The organism is Streptomyces globosus (assembly GCF_003325375.1).
GTDB classification, from domain to species: domain Bacteria; phylum Actinomycetota; class Actinomycetes; order Streptomycetales; family Streptomycetaceae; genus Streptomyces; species Streptomyces globosus_A.
This window is the reverse complement of sequence record NZ_CP030862.1, coordinates 1,681,972-1,700,372: the sequence shown is the minus strand read 5'-3', so window position 1 is coordinate 1,700,372 and position 18,401 is coordinate 1,681,972. Positions and strand designations below refer to the sequence as shown.

Genomic DNA, 18,401 nt, shown 5'->3' with positions numbered 1-18,401 from the left:
CGCTCCTCCTCCGATGCCATGGCGCCGCCGCCCGCCCCTACGCGTACGGGCTGTCGGCGCCGGCCGCGGCCGGCCGGGCGCCGCGCGCCGGGCAGCAGCCCACCGGGCACACGTCGTGGCTCGGCCCGAGCCGGCCCAGTGCGCACCGCTCGACGGCCTCGCCGCGCTCCACCGCAGCCCGCTCCAGCAGCAGCTCCCGGACGGCCGCCGCGAAGCGCGGGTCGGCGCCCACGGTCGCCGAGCGCACCGCAGGCAGGCCCAGCTCCGCCGCCTTGGCCGCGGCCTCCGTGTCGAGGTCGTACAGGACCTCCATGTGGTCGGAGACGAAGCCGATCGGCACCATCACCACGGCCGGCGCCCCGGCGGCGTGCAGCTCCTCCAGGTGGTCGCAGATGTCCGGCTCCAGCCAGGGGATGTGCGGGGCGCCGCTGCGGGACTGGTAGACCAGCCGCCAGGGCAGCTCCAGCCCCGTCTCGGCGCGCACCGCGTCCGCGATCACGGCGGCCGCGTCCAGGTGCTGGCGGACGTACGCACCGCCCTCGCCGTCCGCGGTGTGCCCCGGGACCGGACCCGAGGTGTCCGCGGCGGCGGTCGGGATCGAGTGGGTGGTGAAGGCGAGGTGCGCCCCCGCCCGGACCTCCTCCGGCAGCTGCTCCAGGGCCGCCAGCACGCCCTCGGCCATCGGCTGCAGGAAGCCGGGGTGGTTGAAGTAGTGCCGCAGCTTGTCGACCCGCGGCAGCTCCGCCGCGCCCTCCCGCTCCAGCAGCGCCAGCGCGTCCGCCAGGTTCTCGCGGTACTGCCGGCACCCCGAGTACGAGGCGTACGCGCTGGTCGCGAGGACCGCGATGCGGCGGCGCCCGTCGGCGGCCATCTCCCGCATCACGTCGTCGAGGTACGGGGCCCAGTTCCGGTTGCCCCAGTAGACCGGCACGTCCACGCCCTGCTCGGCGAAGTCCTTGCGCAGGGCCTCCAGCAGCTCGCGGTTCTGCGCGTTGATGGGGCTGACCCCGCCGAATCCGTAGTAGTGGCTGCCGACCTCCTTGAGCCGCTCCCGCGGGATGCCGCGCCCGCGGGTGACGTTCTCCAGGAAGGGGACGACGTCGTCGGGGCCCTCGGGGCCGCCGAACGAGAGGAGCAGGAGGGCGTCGTAGGGCGCTGCAGGCCCTCGGGCCGGCGTGGGGGCGGCTGCGGCGCGGAGCTGGTCAGACATGCGTCGCATCCTGCCACCCGGCGGCCCCCGCCGGGAATCGGGCCCGCCGCGTCCCCCGTGCCGAACACGGATAAGGTGAGCCTTACTTCCTGTCTGGAACACACCCGTGCAGAGCCCCGTGAGCGGCCATAACCTGTATGGGCCAGCGACGTCCCCCACGGAGCGCACCTTGCCCAGTCCCTATCGCGCGATCTTCGACGCGCCCGGCACCAAGGCGTTCAGCGTCGCCGGATTCATCGGCCGCATGCCGCTGTCCATGGTCGGCCTCGGCATCCTCACGATGGTGTCCGAGCTCACCGGCCGCTACACGCTGGCCGGCGCCCTCACGGCGACCCTGGCCCTGTCGGCCGCGGTCGTCGGCCCGCAGGTCTCCCGCCTGGTCGACCAGTACGGCCAGCGGCGCGTGCTGCGCCCGGCGACCCTGATCGCCGGGGCCGCGGTCTCGGGGCTGCTGGTCGCCGCCTCGCAGGGGTGGCCGGACTGGACGCTCTTCCTCTTCGCGGTCGTCGCCGGCTGCGTCCCCAGCGTGGGCTCGATGGTCCGCGCCCGCTGGACCGTCATCCACCGCGACACCCCGCACCTGCACACCGCGTACTCCTTCGAGTCCGTCGTCGACGAGGTGTGCTTCATCTTCGGGCCGCCGCTCGCGACCATGCTGTCCGCCAGCTGGTTCCCGGAGGCCGGGCCCCTGGTGGCACTCGTCTGCCTGATGGTGGGCGTCTGGTGGCTGACCGCGCTGCGCGACACCGAGCCCGAGCCGCACCCCCGCGACACCCAGGCCGACCCGTCGTCCGCGCTGCGCTCCCCCGGCCTGCAGGTGCTCGCCGGCACCTTCGTGGCGACCGGCGCCATCTTCGGCTCGATCGACGTGGCGACCCTCGCCTTCGCCGAGGAGCGCGGATCCAAGTCCGTATCCGGCCTGGTTCTGGCGGTTTGGGCGCTCGGGTCCTGCCTCGCGGGCATCGCTTTCGGCCTGATCCGCTTCAAGGGCAAGGCCGAACACCGCTGGATCCTGGGCATCTGTGCGATGGCCGTGAGTATGATCCCCCTCCTACTGGCCGGGAACCTTCCGATTCTGGCCGTGGCGCTCTTCGTCTCGGGCCTCGCCATCGCTCCCACGATGATCACCACGATGGCCCTGATCGAGGCGCACGTACCACGCGCGAAGCTGACCGAGGGCATGACCTGGATCAGCACCGGCCTCGCGGTCGGGATCGCGCTCGGCTCCTCCGTGGCCGGCTGGGTCGTCGACGCGGCGGGGGCGAGGAGCGGGTACGTCGTCTCCATCTCGGCGGGGGCCGCCGCGGCGGCGGTCGGGTTCGCGGGATACCGCCGGCTCGCGAGGCCGGCGCAAGGGGAGGAGCCCTCGGGCGATGGGGACGGCGACAGCGGCAAGGTACAGGGCCTCGTGGCGTAACTGGGCCGGGAACATCACGGCCGCACCGGCCCGGGTGGTGGCCCCGGCGTCGGTCGGCGAGGTGCAGGAGGCGGTGCGGCGGGCCGCCGAGGACGGGCTGCGGGTGAAGGCGGTCGGCACCGGCCACTCCTTCACCGCGGCCGCCGCCACCGACGGGGTCATGGTGCGCCCGCAGGCGCTCAACGGGATCCTCGGCATCGACCGGGCCGCGGGCACGGTGGCGGTCGCGGCGGGAACAGCCCTGAAGGACCTCAACCGGGCCCTGGCGGCCGAGGGCCTCTCGCTCGCCAACATGGGCGACATCATGGAGCAGACGGTCTCCGGGGCCGTCTCCACCGGCACCCACGGCACCGGCCGCGACTCCGCCTCCCTCGCCGCCCAGCTCCGCGGCCTGGAGATGGTCACGGCGGACGGGCGGCTGCTGGCCTGCTCGGAGAAGGAGAACCCCGAGGTCTTCGCCGCCGCCCGGGTCGGCCTCGGCGCGCTCGGGATCACCACGGCCCTCACCTTCGCGGTGGAGCCCCTCTTCCACCTGACCGCCCGCGAGGAGCCGATGCGCTTCGACCGGGTGACCGCCGAGTTCGACGAGCACGTCGCGGAGAACGAGCACTTCGAGTTCTACTGGTTCCCGCACACCGGCAACTGCAACACCAAGCGCAACAACCGCAGCCAGGGCCCCGCGGCCCCGCCCGGACCGGTGAGCGCCTGGATCGAGGACGAGCTGCTGTCGAACGGCGTCTTCCAGGCGGCCAACTCCCTGGGCCGCGCGGTCCCCGCGGCCATCCCGGCCATCGCCCGCGTCGCCAGCCGCGCCCTGTCCGCCCGCACGTACACGGACATCCCGTACCGGGTCTTCACCAGCCCGCGCCGGGTGCGCTTCGTGGAGATGGAGTACGCCCTCCCGCGCGAGCACGCGGTCGGCGCGCTGCGCGAGCTGAAGGCGGCGGTCGACCGCTCCCGGCTGCGGATCAGCTTCCCCGTGGAGGTCCGCACGGCGCCGGCGGACGACATCGCACTGTCCACGGCCTCGGGGCGGGAGACCGCGTACATCGCCGTGCACATGTACCGGGGCACCCCGTACCAGGCGTACTTCACGGCCGCCGAGCGCATCTTCACCGCGTACGGGGGCCGCCCGCACTGGGGCAAGGTGCACACCCGCGGGGCCGAGTACCTGGCCGCCGCCTACCCCCGGTTCGGGGAGTTCACCGCACTGCGCGACCGGCTGGACCCCGACCGGCTCTTCGGCAACGACTACCTGCGCCGGGTGCTCGGCGGCTGACGCCCCCTCGGAGCCGCCCGGGACGGGCGGTGTTCAGGCCGCCGGGCCGTCCGCGATCTCCATCACACCCGCGGAGGATCGGCGGTGACGGGGCGGCAGGAGGACCGCCACGCGGAGTGAGGGGGGTGTTCCGTTTCCGGGGATTCCGTGGAGCAAGACGCCCGAAATGGGGTGCAGTTGCCGGTGCGGCCGGATCCGGGGCAGCCCGAAGTGCGCCGCGGGTGACAAGTTCGGCGGCGCGGCGGGCCACCGCGGTGGCCCGAATGGAGTACTGTGGCGAGCCCTGGGGCCGTCCTTCCTTTCGGCTGTCCGGACCCGGGTGAAGGGGCCGGCTGATGGACATGCGGCACTCGGACCGGTGATGCCGCGACAGCGCACGGGCGCCTGTGCGCACAGTAACCAGTCGGTCACTGTGCGTACCCAACAGGTAACCGTGCCATAACGGCGATCAAGGGCGCATGCCCGACACGCCGGTTGAACTGGAGCAAGGTTGTGGCAGGCTGCACCCGGGCAGGCCACACTCGACTAGCGGAAGCAGCGACGCACGTGACGTCGGCAGGCACCACCCGGGAGGTCCCCATGCCCGAACTGCGTGTCGTGGCCGTCTCGAATGACGGCACACGACTGGTGCTCAAGGCTGCGGACAGCACGGAGTACACGCTTCCGATCGACGAGCGGCTTCGGGCTGCCGTGCGCAACGACCGCGCGCGCCTGAACCAGATCGAGATCGAGGTCGAGAGCCACCTCCGCCCCCGCGACATCCAGGCCCGCATACGGGCCGGTGCCTCCGCGGAGGAGGTCGCCCAACTCGCCGGCATCCCCGTCGACCGCGTGCGCCGCTTCGAGGGACCGGTGCTGGCCGAGCGCGCGTTCATGGCGGAGCGGGCCCGCAAGACCCCCGTGCGCCGGCCCGGCGAGAACACCGGACCGCAGCTCGGCGAGGCTGTGCAGGAGCGCCTGCTGCTGCGCGGCGTCGACAAGGACACGGTGCAGTGGGACTCCTGGCGCCGCGACGACGGCACCTGGGAGGTCCTGCTCGTCTACCGGGTGGCGGGCGAGACGCACTCGGCGAGCTGGACCTACGACCCGCCGCGCCGCCTCGTCGTCGCCGTGGACGACGAGGCCCGCTCGCTGATCGGCGAGGCCGACGACCTGCCGGCCGCCCCGGAGCCCAGCTTCCCCTTCGTGCCGCGGATCGCGCGCCTGCCGCGGGACCGGCCCCTCGACCGCACGCTGGACCGGCCGGAGCGGCCCGTCGCACCCGCTCCGGAGCCGGAGGAGGAGCGGGATTCGCTGACGAGCCTGCTGGAGGCGGTGCCGAGCTTCCGCGGCGACCTCGTGGTCCCCGAGCGCACCGACACCCCCGCCGAGGAGGCGGAGGCGGAGGAGCCCCCGGCCGCCTCGGCGTCCGCGGGCGCGGGCACCGCGTACGCGGACGTGCTGATGCCGCGCACGGTGGCCGGCCACCGCGACCGCCTGACCGGCACCACCGACCGGCAGGCCGAGGCCGACGGCGTCCGCCCGGGCCGCCGCGCGGCGGTGCCGAGCTGGGACGAGATCGTCTTCGGCACCCGCCGCAAGAAGCAGGAGTAGCCCCCGCGTGCTGCCCGGCCCGCCGCGCCCGGCGGGCCGGTGCGCCGCGCACTACTGCGGGTCCGGCCCCGTGGCCACCGGCCGCTGCGGGTCCGCGGACCACTCCGACCAGCTGCCCGCGTACAGCGCGGCGCCGATCCCGGCCACCTCCAGCGCGAGCACCTCGTGCGCGCCCGAGACGCCCGAGCCGCAGTACACGCCGACGGGCGCCCCGCCCGTCGCCCCCAGTCCCGCGAACCGCGCCCGCAGTTCGGCGGCGGGCAGGAGCAGCCCGTCCGGGCCGGTGTTGTCCGCCGTGGGCGCCGACAGGGCGCCGGGGATGTGGCCGCCGACCGGGTCGATCGGCTCGACCTCGCCGCGGTACCGCTCGCCCGCCCGCGCGTCCAGCAGGACCCCTTCACGGGCCAGGGCGGCCGCCCCGTCCGCATCGAGCAGCCCCATTGCGCCGGGAGTTGGCTTGAAATCGCCTTGGACCGGGGCCGGGGGTTCGGATGTCACCGCGCCTCCGGCCGCCGTCCAGGCGGCCAGCCCGCCGTCCAGGACGCTCACCTGCCGGTGCCCGGACCAGCGCAGCAGCCACCAGGCGCGGGCCGCCGCCCACCCCTGCCCGCCGTCGTAGACGACGACCGGCACGTCCGCACAGACCCCGGCACGCCGCATCACGGCCCCGAACTCCTCCGGGTCGGGCAGCGGATGGCGCCCGCCCGCCCCCGGCGGACCTGCCAGTTCGCGGTCGAGGTCCACGTACACGGCACCCGGCAGGTGCCCGGCGTCGTAGGCGGGGCGCTGGTTCGGCCCGCCCAGCTGCCAGCGGACGTCGAGGAGCACCGGCGGCCGCGGACCGGCCAGTTCCGCGGCGAGGGCGGAGGCGGAGACGATCGCAGAGTTCGCAGTCATACGGCCCATCTTCCTCCCTCTCGGGCGTCCGCGGGGGCAGGGCCGCCTGCGACCGGCGCACTGATCCGGTCATCTCCGCCCGCTCCAGCGATTCTCGGCCGGGTCGGGGCGCGCCGGAGCGGGCGGGGTGGAACCATCTGGTCCCGATGTCCGACGACCGAGGAGACGGCTTACATGACCGACGCAGTGCAGGACACGCGGCGCCCGCCCGGCACACCCTGCTGGTCGAGTCTGATGGTCCACACCCTCGGCGCCGCCGAGGCGTTCTACGGCGAGCTGTTCGGCTGGGAGTACGAGCCGGGCCCCGCTCCCTTCGGGCCGTACGTCCGCGCCCTGCTCGACGGCCGCGAGGTCGCCGGCATCGGGGAGATGCCGCCGGACCGGGACCTCCCGGTGGCCTGGACGACGTACTTCGCCACCGACGACGTCGACGCGGCGGCGGAGGCCGTCCGCTCCTGCGGCGGCACCGTCGCCGTCGGGCCGCTCGACGCGGGCGGCGCCGGGCGCCTCGCGATCTGCTCCGACCCGCTGGGCGCGGTCCTCGGGATCTGGCAGGCCGACGGCAGCGCCGGAACCCAGCTGTCCGGACCCCACGGCACGCCCGTGTGGGCGGAGCTGGTCACGCAGGACACCTCGACCGTGGGCAAGTTCTACGCGCACGTCTTCGGGCACGTGGCTGAGCACGGCACCGCCCCCGAAGGCCTCGTACAGGGCGCGGACTTCGACTACCTGACCCTGGTGCTGGAGGGCCGTCCGGTCGCCGCGGTGCACGGGGTGGGCCGCTCGCTGCCGCACGACCGGGGGCCGCACTGGATGACGTACTTCGCGGTCGACGACGCCGACGCCGCCGCCGCACAGGTGCGCCGCCTGGGCGGCAGCGTGGTCCGGCCGCCCCGCGAGGGCCTGACGGGCCGGGTCGCGACGGTCGCGGACCCCGAGGGCGCCCTCCTGGCCCTGGTCGAGCGCCGCCCCGCCACCGGCTGACCGGCCGCCCGGGGCCGCCCTGCACCGGTCAGGCGCGGCCCACCGGCAGGACGTCCGGGGAGAGTGCGGCGGCGTGCGCGGAGGCCGAGGTCATGCGGCGCCGGTGGTGGCGGCGGCACAGCACCTCGTAACCGACCTCCTGCGCGGGCCGGTTGACGTCTCCTACCACGACCTGGGCGCCCTCGACGACCATCCGCCCGCCCACCGTGCGGGCGTTGTGCGTGGCGCGGGCCCCGCACCAGCACAGGGCCTCGACCTGGAGCTGCTCGATCCGGTCGGCGAGTTCGATGAGCCGCTGCGAGCCGGGGAAGAGCTTGGTGCGGAAGTCGGTGGTGATGCCGAAGGCGAAGACGTCCATGTCGAGGTCGTCGACGATCCGGGCCAGCTGGTCGATCTGCTCCGGTGCGAGGAACTGGGCCTCGTCGACGATGACGTAGTCCGCCCTGCCGCCCCGGGAGAGCTCGCCGACGAGGTAGGCGTACAGGTCCATCGCGTCCCCGACCTCGACCGCGTCCGTGACCAGTCCCAGGCGCGAGGAGAGCTTGCCCTCGCCTGCCCTGTCCTGGCGGGTGAAGATGACGCCCTGGAGGCCGCGGGCCGAGCGGTTGTGGGTGATCTGGAGCGCCAGCGTGCTCTTTCCGCAGTCCATGGTTCCGGAGAAAAACACCAATTCGGGCATGGAGGGAACGGGACCTTTCGGGTCGTGGTCGGCGGGCGGGCGTACGGGTGCGCGGGGCGGCGCGGGTGGCAGCGGGGTCAGGTGCGGATCTCGAGCAGGGGGACGAGCTGCTCGGCGGGGGTCATGGAGCCGTGCATGCCGGCGAGCGCGGACTCGTTCGGCTCGGTCCGGGACGCCGTGACCGCGACGTCGGCGTAAGCCGCGGCGACCACGTCGCCGATCCGGCCGAGGACGCGCTCGTCGCACTCCCCCGGCGGGCCGAACCAGCCCAGTTCGAGGGCCTCTTCGCGGCCGGCGACCCAGAACCGGTCCCCGAGCACCTCGCGCCACACGGTCAGGACGTCGGCCTCGGCGCCCGGGACCGCGTACACGTGCCGGGCGCGGCCCTCGCCGCCGAGCAGGGCGACACCCGCGCCGAGCTCCCAGTCCTCGTCGAAGTCGATGCGGGAGTCCTCGTCGAAGGGGACGTCCACCATGCCGTGGTCGGCGGTCACGTACAGGGCGGTGCGGGGCGGCAGCTGCTCGGCGAGCCGCTGGACCAGCCGGTCGACGTACATCAGCTGGCCGCGCCAGGCGTCGGAGTCCACGCCGTGCCGGTGGCCGGCGCCGTCGAGCTCGCTGTAGTACGTGTACACGAGCGAGCGGTCGCCCGCGGCGAGCCGGTCCGCGGCGAGGTCCATCCGCTCCTCGCCGGTCATCCGGCCGTGGAAGGTGCCGCCGCTGAGCGCGATCTTGGTGAGCGGGGTGGTCTGGAAGACGGGCGAGGAGACCTGGGCCGTGGCCACGCCGGCCGCGTCGGCGAGCTGGAAGACGGTGGGGTACGGCTGCCAGGGGCGCGGCGGGGTCCACGGGTTCCAGCGGAGCTGGTTCATCAGCTCGCCGGTGGCGGGGTTGCGGACCGCGTAGCCGGGCAGGCCGTGCCGGGCGGGCGGCAGGCCGGTGCCGACGGACGCCAGCGAGGTGGCCGTGGTCGCCGGGAAGCCGGCCGTGAGGGGGAGGCCGGTGCCGCCGCGGGAGCCGGCGAGCAGGGAGGTCAGGAAGGGGGCTTCGGCCGGGTGGGCCCTGAGCTGCTCCCAGCCCATGCCGTCGACCAGGAACACGCAGTTCCGGTCTGCGGGGGCCAGCTCGGCGATGGCGGCGGTGAAGCCGGGGACGCCCTGGCCGGCGACGAGGGTGGGCAGCAGGTCGGCGAGCGAGCCGGACCCGTACTGCGGGACGGGCGCTCCGGCGAGGTCCAGCAGCTCGGGCTCGTCCCAGTTCGGCGGTGCGGAGTGGGACATCAGCGGGCGGCGCCGGCGGCGGTGGCCGCGGTCGCCTCGGAGAGGGCCTGCGCGAAGAGCAGGGTCTGGCGGACGGCCTCGGGGCCGTCGCCCGCCTCGCTCACGCGGAGGCTGAGGTCGTCGGCGGTGGAGTTGCCGGTGTAGCCGTGGTCGGAGTCGCAGTTGGGGTCGCCGCAGGCGGCGGGTTCGAGGTCGATGCGCGAGACGGCGCCCCAGCCGATGGTCAGGACGACCTCGCGCGGGAGGGTGCCCGGCGTGTACGACTCGGGGTTGGCGACGACGCGGCTGAGCACCACCGAGGAGATGCTGGCCAGCTTGACGGACTCCGTGGAGGTGGTCGCGTAGGGCGAGGGGGAGCCCGCGTCGGCGGCCTGCTCGTCGGTGTGGCTCACGATGAAGCGGTTGCCGGTCAGGACGAGCACGGTGACGTGCCGGCGGACCTCGTTGGAGTCGAAGGTCGTCTCCTGGTGGACCAGGTACGACGAGATCGGCTCGCCGCCCACCGCGGCCTCCACGGCCTCGGCCACGAGGGCCGGGTAGTAGCCGCTGCGCTCGATCGCCGTGCGCAGCCCCTGGGTCGTCGTACCGGATTTCGCCATGGGGTCCATCCTAAGGCCCGTACGGGGCGCCCCGGCCGCCTCGGGACGCCCCGGGGCTCCTCAGTAGCTGGGGAGTGTGCGGGGGCCGAGGTCGGTGCGGGCGGGCGGGTGCGCGATGCGGACGGCGGCGCTCAGGACGGAGAGGCCCTCGGCGGCGACGACGACGGGTTCGAGGGTGACGCCGACCACTTCGGGGTGGTCGTCGACGAGCCGGGAGAGGCGCAGCAGGAGCTCTTCCAGGGCGGGGGTGTCGACGGGGTCGCTGCCGCGCCAGCCGAAGAGGAGGGGGGCGGTGCGGATGGACCGGATCAGTCCGGCGGCGTCGCGGTCGGTGGCGGGCACGAGCCGGTGGGCGGTGTCGCCGAGCAGCTCGGAGGCGACGCCGGCCAGGCCGAAGGAGAGGACGGCGCCGGCGGCCGGGTCGATGACGGAGCGGACGACGGTGTCGACGCCTCGGGGCACCATGGCCTGGACGACGGGCTGCAGCTCGGCGGGGGTGCCGAGGTGCTCGGTGAGCTCGTCGTAGGAGCGGCGCAGCTCGGCCTCGGTGGTGAGGTCCAGGCGGACGCCGCCGAGGTCGGCGCGGTGGCGCAGGTGGGGGGCGGTGGTCTTGAGGGCGACGGGGTAGCCGAGGGCCGCGGCGGCCTTGGCGGCGGCGTCGGGGGTGGGCGCGGGCAGCGTGGGCAGGACGCGGATCCCGTAGCGGGCGAGGAGCGCGGCGGCGTCGCCGTCGGAGAGCGTGATCACGCCGTCGGGGCCGGCTCCGCCGGCGAGGAGGGCGGCGAGCTGGGCGGCGGCCCCCGCCTCGTCGATGTCGTCGTACTCGGGGACGTGCCCGGAGTCGGCGTTGGCGCGGCGCCACTGCCCGTACCGGACGGCTTCGGCGACGGCCCGGACGGCCCGCTCGGCGGCCGGGTAGGCGGGGATGCGGACGTCCTCGCGGGAGAGGGCCTGGACGAGTTCGGCCAGCTCGACGTGGACGACGGCGACCGGCTTGCCGGGGTGGGCGGCCGCGGCGTCGCGCAGGGCGTCGGCGAGGCCGTCGGCCCCGGTGTCGGGGCCGGCCTCCTCGCCGACCCAGGGGATGGCGGTGACGATCACGGCGTCGTGGGCGTCGGAGGCGAGGGCCGCGGAGAGGGCGGCGCCGAAGTCGGCGGGGGTGGCGGCGGTGGTCAGGTCGAGCGGGGAGGAAGGCCGCAGCCCCTGGGCGAGGCAGGCGTCGTAGGTGAGGTAGCCGAGCGATTCCGAGTTGCCGAGGATGGCGACGCGCGGCCCGGCGGGGACGGGCTGGGAGGCGAGGAGGAGGCCGGCGTCGACGAGCTCGGTGACGGTGTCGACGCGGATGACGCCGGCCTGGCGGAGCAGGGCGGAGACGGTGGTCTCGGGGAGCCTGGTGCCGGGGACGGCGTGGCCGGCGGGGGTGTGGCGGCCGCCCTTGGCGACGACGACGGGCTTGACGGCGGCGGTGCGGCGGGCGAGGCGGGTGAACTTCCGCGGGTTGCCGAGGGTTTCCAGGTACATGAGGGCGACGTCGGTGGCCTCGTCCTCGTACCAGTACTGGAGGATGTCGTTCCCGGAGACGTCGGCGCGGTTGCCGGCCGAGACGAACGAGGAGAGGCCCTCGCCGCGGCGGAGCAGGGCGGACAGCAGCGCGATGCCGATGGCGCCGGACTGGGTGAAGAGCCCGATCCGGCCGGGTACGGGGGCGGGGACGGGCGCGAGGGAGGCGTTGAGGGCGACCTCGGGCGCGGTGTTGATCACCCCGAAGGCGTTGGGGCCGATGAGGCGCATCCCGTGGGAGCGGACCTGGCGGACGAGTTCGCGCTGGCGCTCCAGGCCGGCGGGGCCGGTCTCTGCGTAGCCCGCGGACAGCACGACGAGGCCCTGTACGCCGTGTTCGCCGCAGTCGGCGACGACCTGCGGGACCCGCTCGGCGGGGACGGCGACGACGGCGAGGTCCACGGGCGCGTCGATCTCGGCGAGCGAGCGGTAGGCGCGCACGCCGTCGAGGAGGTCGCCCTCGATGCCGGGGGCGCGGGCCTCGTTGACGGCGTAGAGGTGGCCGCGGAAGCCGCTGTCGCGGAGGTTGCGCAGGGCGGCGGCGCCGACGCCGCCGCCGGAGCGGCTGACGCCGATGACGGCGACGGACCCGGGGGCCAGGAGCCGCTGGACGGAGCGGGCCTCGGCGCGCTGCTCGCGGGCCCGCTGGACGGCGAGGGACTCGGCGGTGGGCTCCAGGTCGAGGGTGAGGCGGACGGCGCCGTCCTCGAAGCTGCGCCTCTGCTGGTAGCCGGCGTCCGTGAACACCTTGATCATGCGGGTGTTGGCGGGCAGCACCTCGGCGGCGAACCGGCGGATGCCGCGCTCGCGGGCGACCGCGCCGATGTGCTCCAGGAGGGCGGAGGCGACGCCGCGCCCCTGGTGGGCGTCCTGGACGAGGAAGGCGACCTCGGCCTCGTCGGCGGGCGCCGAGGCGGGTCGGCCGTCGGGGCCGATCCGGTCGTAGCGGACGGTGCCGATGAAGTCCTCGCCGACGGTCGCGGCGAGTCCCACCCGGTCGACGTAGTCGTGGTGGGTGAAGCGGTGCACGTCGCGGTCGGAGAGCCGGGGGTAGGGGGCGAAGAACCGGTAGTACTTCGACTCGTCGGAGACCTGCTCGTAGAAGCTGACCAGGCGGCCGGCGTCCTCGGGGGTGATGGGGCGGATGCGTGCGGTGCCGCCGTCGCGCAGGACGACGTCCGCCTCCCAGTGGGCCGGGTACGAGGGGTCCGACGCGGTGGTCATGCGGTGATCCTAAGCCCCGGGCGGTCGGGAGGGCTGCTGCGCGGGGCAGCCCGTCGGGGAGGTGCGAAATTGCGCAATGCGGGGTAGATCGGACGGAAGAGACCGGGGCCGGCGGCGGTCCGAGCACGGGGGACGTCGTGAGATAGTGGTCTAGACAACCGTTAGAACCTGAAGGGCATCACCATGGCAGAGCGCCGCGTCAACGTCGGCTGGGCCGAGGGCCTGCACGCTCGTCCCGCCTCGATCTTCGTCCGGGCGACGACCGCTTCGGGCGTCCCGGTGACCATCGCGAAGGCGGACGGGAACCCCGTCAACGCCGCCTCCATGCTCGCGGTGCTGGGCCTGGGCGCCCAGGGCGGCGAGGAGATCGTCCTCGCGTCGGACGCCGAGGGCGCCGAGGCGGCGCTGGACCGCCTCGCGAAGCTCGTCGCCGAGGGCCTTGAGGAGCTCCCGGAGACCGTCTGACCCTTCGGGTTCCACCCCGGTCCGCGCGAAGCCGCGGCCGCCGATGCCCCGGCGGCCGCGGCTTCGCCGTCGGGCGGTGCGGAAATCCGCGTACGGGAACGGGCGCAGGGGAATGCGCCGCGGAAAACGCCTCGCCGAATGAGCGGGAATGCGGCCGGGAGCCCCGCCGGAAAAGCAGTCCCGGCCGGGAAAGCGGCACGGAAAGCCGCACGGCCCGACCGTGCCCCGACTTTGTTCCCGGTATTTCTACGCGACCCCTGTTAAAAGGAGCGGCCCGCCGTGTTTACGGCAGGTTGCGAAGTCCTCACGCGCAGCCGGTAGGCGCCCGCGGTGCGTTCGGCGTGGCCGGCGGTCAGCGCCCGCGCCCGCTCGGCGTCGCCCCGGGCCACCGCGTCGGTGATCGCTCCGTGCTCCGCCCAGCACTCCACGGGCCGCTCCGGCGCCTGCACGGCGTACATCCAGGCGACCTTGTGGCGCATCTGCGTGAGGAGGGCGATCAGCCCGGGGCTGGCGGAGGCCTGGGAGAGGGTCTCGTGGAACCAGCTGCCCAGCGCCCGCAGGTCCTCCCCCTGACCTCCCCTGGCCCGCTCCTGGCCGAGCCTGACCAGGCCGCGCAGCACCTTCAGATGGCCCTCGGTGCGCCGCCGCGCGGCCCTGGCGGCCGCGAGCGGCTCCAGCAGCATCCGCATCTCCAGGAGGTCGGCGGCCTCCTGCTCGGTCGGCTCGGCGACGCAGGCGCCCGCATGCCGCCGGCTGGTGACGAAGCCCTCCGACTCCAGGGTCCGCAGCGCCTCGCGGACCGGGACGCGCGAGACGCCGTACCGGCGGGCCAGCTGCTCCTCGGTGAGCCTGGCGCCCGGTTCCAACGCCCCGGAGACGATGTCGTCGCGGATCGCAGTGCATACCGCGTGCGCGGGAATACGCAAGACCGGACCTCCGCCCTGTTTTTCCGATTGCCGGCACCGATGCCGCGGCCGTGTGGATCGTACGGAAACTCTATGGCAATTCCCGCCGGTTTCCGAGGGCGGCAGGAAATCGGTGGTATTTCGGCCGGTGTGCGGCGGCCGGAAATGGGCGGGCGGGCAGCGCGAAGGCCCCGGCTCGGTGAGCCGGGGCCTTCGGAACAGGCTGCTGCGGGGGTCAGAGGCTGACGCCGTGGCTGCGCAGGTAGGCGATCGGGTCGATGTCCGAGCCGTAGTTGGCGCCGGTGCGGGCCTCGAAGTGCAGGTGCGGGCCGCTGGAGTTGCCGGTGGAGCCGGAGAGGCCGATCTGCTGGCCCGGGGTGACCTGCTGGCCGACCGAGACGCTCAGCGAGTTGAGGTGGCCGTACTGGGTGTAGGTGCCGTCGGCGTGCCGGATCACGACGTTGTTGCCGTAGGCGCCGCCCCAGCCGGCCTCGACGACGGTGCCGACGCCGACGGCGCGGACGACGGAGCCCTCGTTGGCGTGGAAGTCGATCCCGGTGTGGCTGCCGGAGGACCACATGCCGCCGCCGGCGCGGTACTGGGTGCTGACGTAGGAGCCGGCGAGCGGGGAGACGAAGGTGTTGAGGCGCTTGCGCTCCTCCTCGCGGGCGGCGCGCTCGGCGGCCTCGCGCTCGGCCTTCGCCTTCTCCTCGGCCTTCTGCCTGGCCTCGGCGGCGCGCGCCTTGGCGTCGGCCTCGGCCTGCGCCTTCAGGGCGGCGGCCTCGGCGGCGGCCCGCTGGGCGTCGGCCTGGGCCTCGACCTGGCCCGCGACGTCCTCGGCGGTGACGACCGCGTTCAGACCGGTGTCCTCCATGGAGGGGCCCTTGTCCGTCGCGGCGAAGGCCGGGGCGGCGAGGGTGCCCACCACGCCGGTGGTGGCGAGGGCGGCGACGCCGGCGTATCCGGCGGTCTTGCGGCTCAGACGGCTGGAACCACGGTGCTTGCCGGCGGCACGGCTGCCAAAGGCCATGGAGAGGCTGATCCTTTCCTTCCCTCTCGCCTACCGGGTTAGCTGACGGGTTCGGAGCAGGAAGGTCTCCTACGGGCACCTCTTGCGAGGCGGCCCGATTCACCCCAAGGGACGTGTGGGTCCCCGGCTCCCCAGGCTCGCGCCGGACGGGGACTCGGCGATCGCTGCCCGGTGCCGCGGGTGCGGCGCGTATCAACTGACGGACAGCACGGCCGACGCTAGGCGGATCATCAGTCAATCACCAAACGGTCACGGCCTTTTGTTGCGCACGCCACACCGCATACGGGCAACCTCCGCAGCAAAACCGGACACAAAGGGCCCCGGCGGACAAGCCGCCGGGGCCCTCGGGGAGTTGCCGGTCAGTTGCCGACGACGGTCACCTCTCCGATTCCCAACGCGCGCACCGGGCCCTCGATCTGGGCGGCGTCGCCGACGAGCACGGTGACCAGCCGGTCCACCGGGAAGGCCTGCACGACGGCCGTGGTGGCCTCCACGGTGCCCGTCTCCGCCAGCCGCGCGTACAGCTGCGCCTGGTAGTCGTCCGGGAGTTCCTGCTCGACCTGGTCGGCGAGGGTGCCGGCGACCGCCGCGGCCGTCTCGAACTTCAGCGGGGCCACGCCCACCAGGTTCTGCACGGCGACGTCCCGCTCGGCGTCCGTCAGACCGCCCTCGGCGAGGGTCCGCAGCACCTTCCAGAGGTCCTCCAGCGCCGGACCGGTGTGGGGGGTGTCCACGGACCCGCTGATGGCGAGCATCGAGGCGCCCCGCCCGTCGGCGGTGGAGCGCAGCACCTGGCCGAAGGCGCGCACGCCGTACGTGTACCCCTTCTCCTCGCGCAGCACCTTGTCCAGGCGCGAGGTGAGGGTGCCGCCCAGGCAGTACGTGCCGAGGACCTGCGCGGCCCAGACCCGGTCGTGCCGGTCGGGGCCGGTTCGGCCGATCAGCAGCTGGGTCTGGACGGCGCCGGGCCGGTCGACGATGACGACGCGGCCGGTGTCGTCGGACTCGACCGGGGGCACGGGTCGGGCCTGGCCCGCGTTGCCCGTCCAGGCGCCCAGGGTGTCGGCCAGGAGCGCGTCCAGGTCGATGCCGGCCAGGTCGCCGACGATCACCGCGGTGGCCGTCGCGGGGCGCACGTGCGCCTCGTAGAAGGCGCGCACGGCGGCGGAGTCGATCCGGGCGACGGTCTCCTCGGTGCCCTGGCGGGGCCGGGACATGCGCAGGGAGGCCGGGAAGAGCTGCCGGTAGAGCTCCTTGGCGGCGCGGCGCTGCGGGTTGGCCAGCTCGTGCGGGATCTCGTCCAGGCGGTTGCGGACGAGTCGGTCGACCTCGCTGTCGGCGAACGCCGGCGCGCGCAGCGCCTCGGCGAGCAGGCCGAGGGCCTTGGCCAGCCGCGAGGCGGGGACCTCCAGGGAGACGCGCAGGCCGGGGTGGTCGGCGTGCGCGTCGAGGGTGGCGCCGCAGCGCTCCAGCTCGGCGGCGAACTCCTCGGCGGAGTGCTTGTCGGTGCCCTCGGACAGGGCGCGGGCCATGATGGTGGCGACGCCGTCCAGCCCCTCCGGCTCGGCGTCCAGCGGTGCGGCGAGGTTCACCTCGACCGCGACGACCTGCTGGCCGGGCCGGTGGCAGCGCAGCACGGTCAGGCCGTTGGGCAGGGCGCTCCGCTCGGGGGCGGGGAACGCCCACGGCTTGGGCTGCCCGGCCGCGGGCCGCGGGTGGAAGGTCATCGTGACGGCTGCGGTGTCGCTCACTGCTCCGCCCCCTCGTTCTCGTTCTCGTTCGCGTCGGAGTCGTCGGCGGCGAGGGGCTCGTAGACGAGCACCGCGCGGTTGTCGGGGCGCAGCCGGGCCGCGGCGACGGCCTGCACCTCCTCGGCGGTGACGTCGAGGACGCGCTGCACGGCGGTCAGCGCCAGCTGCGGGTCGCCGAAGAGGACCGCGAAGCGGCACAGTTCGTCGGCCCGGCCGGCGACGGTGCCCAGCCGGTCCAGCCACTCGCGCTCCAGCTGGGCCTGGGCGCGCTCCATCTCCTCGGCCGTGGGGCCCTCGGCGGCGAACCGGGCCAGCTCCTCGTCCACGGCGGCCTCGATGGCGGGCACCTCGACGCCGCTGGAGGTCTTCACGTCCAGCCAGCCCATCGAGGGGGCGCCGGCGAGGCGGAGCATGCCGAAGCTGGCCGCGACGGCCGTCTGGTCGCGGCGGACCAGCCGGTTGTGCAGGCGGGAGGACTCGCCTCCGCCGAGGACGGTCAGCGCCACGTCGGCGGCGTCGCACTCGCGGGTGCCGTCGTGGGGCAGCCGGTAGGCGGCCATCAGGGCGCGGGCCGGGACGTCCTCGGTGATCTCCTCGCGGAGCTGGCCGCCCATGGTGTCGGGCAGCGTGCCGTCGCGCGGGGGCTGCTTGCCGTCGTGGGCGGGGATGGTGCCGAAGTACTTCTCGATCCAGGCGAGCGTCTGCTCCGGGTCGATGTCGCCGACGACCGACAGCACCGCGTTGTTGGGCGCGTAGTAGGTGCGGAAGAACGCGCGCGCGTCCTCCAGCGAGGCCGCGTCCAGGTCGGCCATGGAGCCGATCGGCGTGTGGTGGTAGGGGTGGGGCTCGGGGTACGCCATGGCGGTCAGCCGCTCGAAGGCGGTGCCGTACGGGACGTTGTCGTAGCGCTGGCGGCGCTCGTTCTTGACGACGTCGCGCTGGTTCTCCATGGACTCCTCGTCCAGGGCGGCCAGCAGCGAGCCCATCCGGTCCGCCTCGAGCCACAGCGCCAGCTCCAGCTGGTGGGCCGGCATGGTCTCGAAGTAGTTGGTGCGCTCGAAGCTCGTCGTGCCGTTGAGGGAGCCGCCGGCGCCCTGGACGAGCTCGAAGTGGCCGTTCCCCGGTACGCTCGCGGAGCCCTGGAACATCAGGTGCTCGAAGAGGTGAGCCAGGCCGGTGCGTCCCTTGACTTCGTGGCGCGAGCCGACGTCGTACCACAGGCAGACCGCCGCGACCGGGGTCAGGTGGTCCTCGGAGAGCACCACGCGCAGGCCGTTGGCCAGCCGGTGCTCGGTCGCTGTCAGGCCGCCGGAGCCGGCCTGGGCTGTGGCCGTGTGACCCATGGGCATGTGGTCCCTTCGATCGCGATGCAGAGAATTCCGTCAGACCTGCCACTGTATGCAAGCGCGCCGGGCGCCGGAGAAGTTCCCGGCCGGTACCCGGGTCGGAGTCGGGCCTGTCGGTGCGTCGGGACACAATGGTCCGCGACGACCCCCGTCAGCCCGTGCCACCAGATCCAGCCAGACCG

15 protein-coding genes and 1 riboswitch are annotated in these 18,401 nt (G+C 74.3%); of the genes, 5 read left to right on the top strand and 10 right to left on the bottom strand.

The genetic code is table 11. The features are described 5' to 3' along the window. Nucleotides 1-37: 37 nt before the first annotated feature. Nucleotides 38-1,210, bottom strand: coding sequence for a ferrochelatase (locus C0216_RS07890; RefSeq protein ID WP_114054574.1), 1,173 nt, complete (start codon nt 1,208-1,210; stop codon nt 38-40). A 169-nt stretch (nt 1,211-1,379) separates the two neighbouring features. On the opposite strand from C0216_RS07890, the gene C0216_RS07885 reads away from it, so the two are divergent. The 3 genes from C0216_RS07885 to sepH all read left to right on the top strand — a co-directional run bounded on the left by C0216_RS07885 (nt 1,380) and on the right by sepH (nt 5,499). After that, a complete protein-coding gene (locus C0216_RS07885; RefSeq protein ID WP_114054573.1) occupies nt 1,380-2,627 on the top strand; it encodes an MFS transporter in 1,248 nt (415 codons plus the stop codon). Next, nucleotides 2,584-3,906, top strand: coding sequence for a D-arabinono-1,4-lactone oxidase (locus tag C0216_RS07880; RefSeq protein ID WP_114054572.1), 1,323 nt, complete (start codon nt 2,584-2,586; stop codon nt 3,904-3,906). Before C0216_RS07885 ends, C0216_RS07880 begins: the two co-directional genes overlap by 44 nt. Nucleotides 3,907-4,452: 546 nt before the next feature. After that, on the top strand, nt 4,453-5,499 hold the full coding sequence (sepH, locus tag C0216_RS07875; protein ID WP_114054571.1) for a septation protein SepH: 1,047 nt from the start codon (nt 4,453-4,455) through the stop codon (nt 5,497-5,499). A 51-nt stretch (nt 5,500-5,550) separates the two neighbouring features. Here the strand turns inward: sepH and C0216_RS07870 are convergent, their stop codons facing one another. After that, entirely contained in the window at nt 5,551-6,396 is an 846-nt protein-coding gene (locus C0216_RS07870) for a sulfurtransferase (RefSeq protein ID WP_114054570.1), read from the bottom strand. A 174-nt stretch (nt 6,397-6,570) separates the two neighbouring features. Between C0216_RS07870 and C0216_RS07865 the strand changes: the two genes are divergently transcribed. Next, a complete protein-coding gene (locus C0216_RS07865; RefSeq protein WP_114054569.1) occupies nt 6,571-7,380 on the top strand; it encodes a VOC family protein in 810 nt (269 codons plus the stop codon). A gap of 28 nt (nt 7,381-7,408) precedes the next feature. Here the strand turns inward: C0216_RS07865 and C0216_RS07860 are convergent, their stop codons facing one another. The 4 genes from C0216_RS07860 to C0216_RS07845 form a co-directional block, all read right to left on the bottom strand. Further along, nucleotides 7,409-8,059, bottom strand: coding sequence for a thymidine kinase (locus C0216_RS07860; protein ID WP_114054568.1), 651 nt, complete (start codon nt 8,057-8,059; stop codon nt 7,409-7,411). Between the two features lie 77 nt (nt 8,060-8,136). Next, complete coding sequence (locus C0216_RS07855; RefSeq protein ID WP_114054567.1) at nt 8,137-9,339, bottom strand: alkaline phosphatase family protein; 1,203 nt, start codon at nt 9,337-9,339, stop codon at nt 8,137-8,139. Continuing rightward, a complete protein-coding gene (locus C0216_RS07850; RefSeq protein ID WP_114054566.1) occupies nt 9,339-9,938 on the bottom strand; it encodes a DUF5998 family protein in 600 nt (199 codons plus the stop codon). Before C0216_RS07850 ends, C0216_RS07855 begins: the two co-directional genes overlap by 1 nt. 60 nt (nt 9,939-9,998) lie before the next feature. Continuing rightward, nucleotides 9,999-12,722: a GNAT family N-acetyltransferase gene (locus C0216_RS07845; RefSeq protein WP_114054565.1), complete on the bottom strand. Its 2,724-nt coding sequence runs from the start codon at nt 12,720-12,722 to the stop codon at nt 9,999-10,001. A 183-nt stretch (nt 12,723-12,905) separates the two neighbouring features. Here C0216_RS07845 and C0216_RS07840 point away from each other — a divergent pair, with 183 nt between their 5' ends. Beyond that, nucleotides 12,906-13,187 (top strand): HPr family phosphocarrier protein, encoded by a 282-nt coding sequence (locus C0216_RS07840; protein WP_048477591.1) that lies wholly within the window; start codon nt 12,906-12,908, stop codon nt 13,185-13,187. Nucleotides 13,188-13,447: 260 nt separating this feature from the next. Here the strand turns inward: C0216_RS07840 and C0216_RS07835 are convergent, their stop codons facing one another. The 4 genes from C0216_RS07835 to C0216_RS07820 all read right to left on the bottom strand — a co-directional run bounded on the left by C0216_RS07835 (nt 13,448) and on the right by C0216_RS07820 (nt 18,216). Further along, nucleotides 13,448-14,113 carry a GntR family transcriptional regulator gene (locus tag C0216_RS07835; protein ID WP_114054564.1) on the bottom strand — a complete coding sequence of 222 codons (666 nt, stop codon included), beginning with the start codon at nt 14,111-14,113 and terminating at the stop codon, nt 13,448-13,450. Between the two features lie 214 nt (nt 14,114-14,327). Next, entirely contained in the window at nt 14,328-15,122 is a 795-nt protein-coding gene (locus C0216_RS07830) for a M23 family metallopeptidase (RefSeq protein ID WP_114054563.1), read from the bottom strand. A 12-nt stretch (nt 15,123-15,134) separates the two neighbouring features. Further along, a riboswitch (cyclic di-AMP (ydaO/yuaA leader) is annotated at nt 15,135-15,292 on the bottom strand. Nucleotides 15,293-15,481: 189 nt separating this feature from the next. Further along, entirely contained in the window at nt 15,482-16,849 is a 1,368-nt protein-coding gene (locus C0216_RS07825; protein ID WP_114058514.1) for a M16 family metallopeptidase, read from the bottom strand. Nucleotides 16,850-16,869: 20 nt separating this feature from the next. After that, nucleotides 16,870-18,216, bottom strand: a complete 1,347-nt coding sequence (locus C0216_RS07820) for a M16 family metallopeptidase (protein WP_162793131.1) — start codon at nt 18,214-18,216, stop codon at nt 16,870-16,872. Between the last annotated feature and the right edge of the window lie 185 nt (nt 18,217-18,401).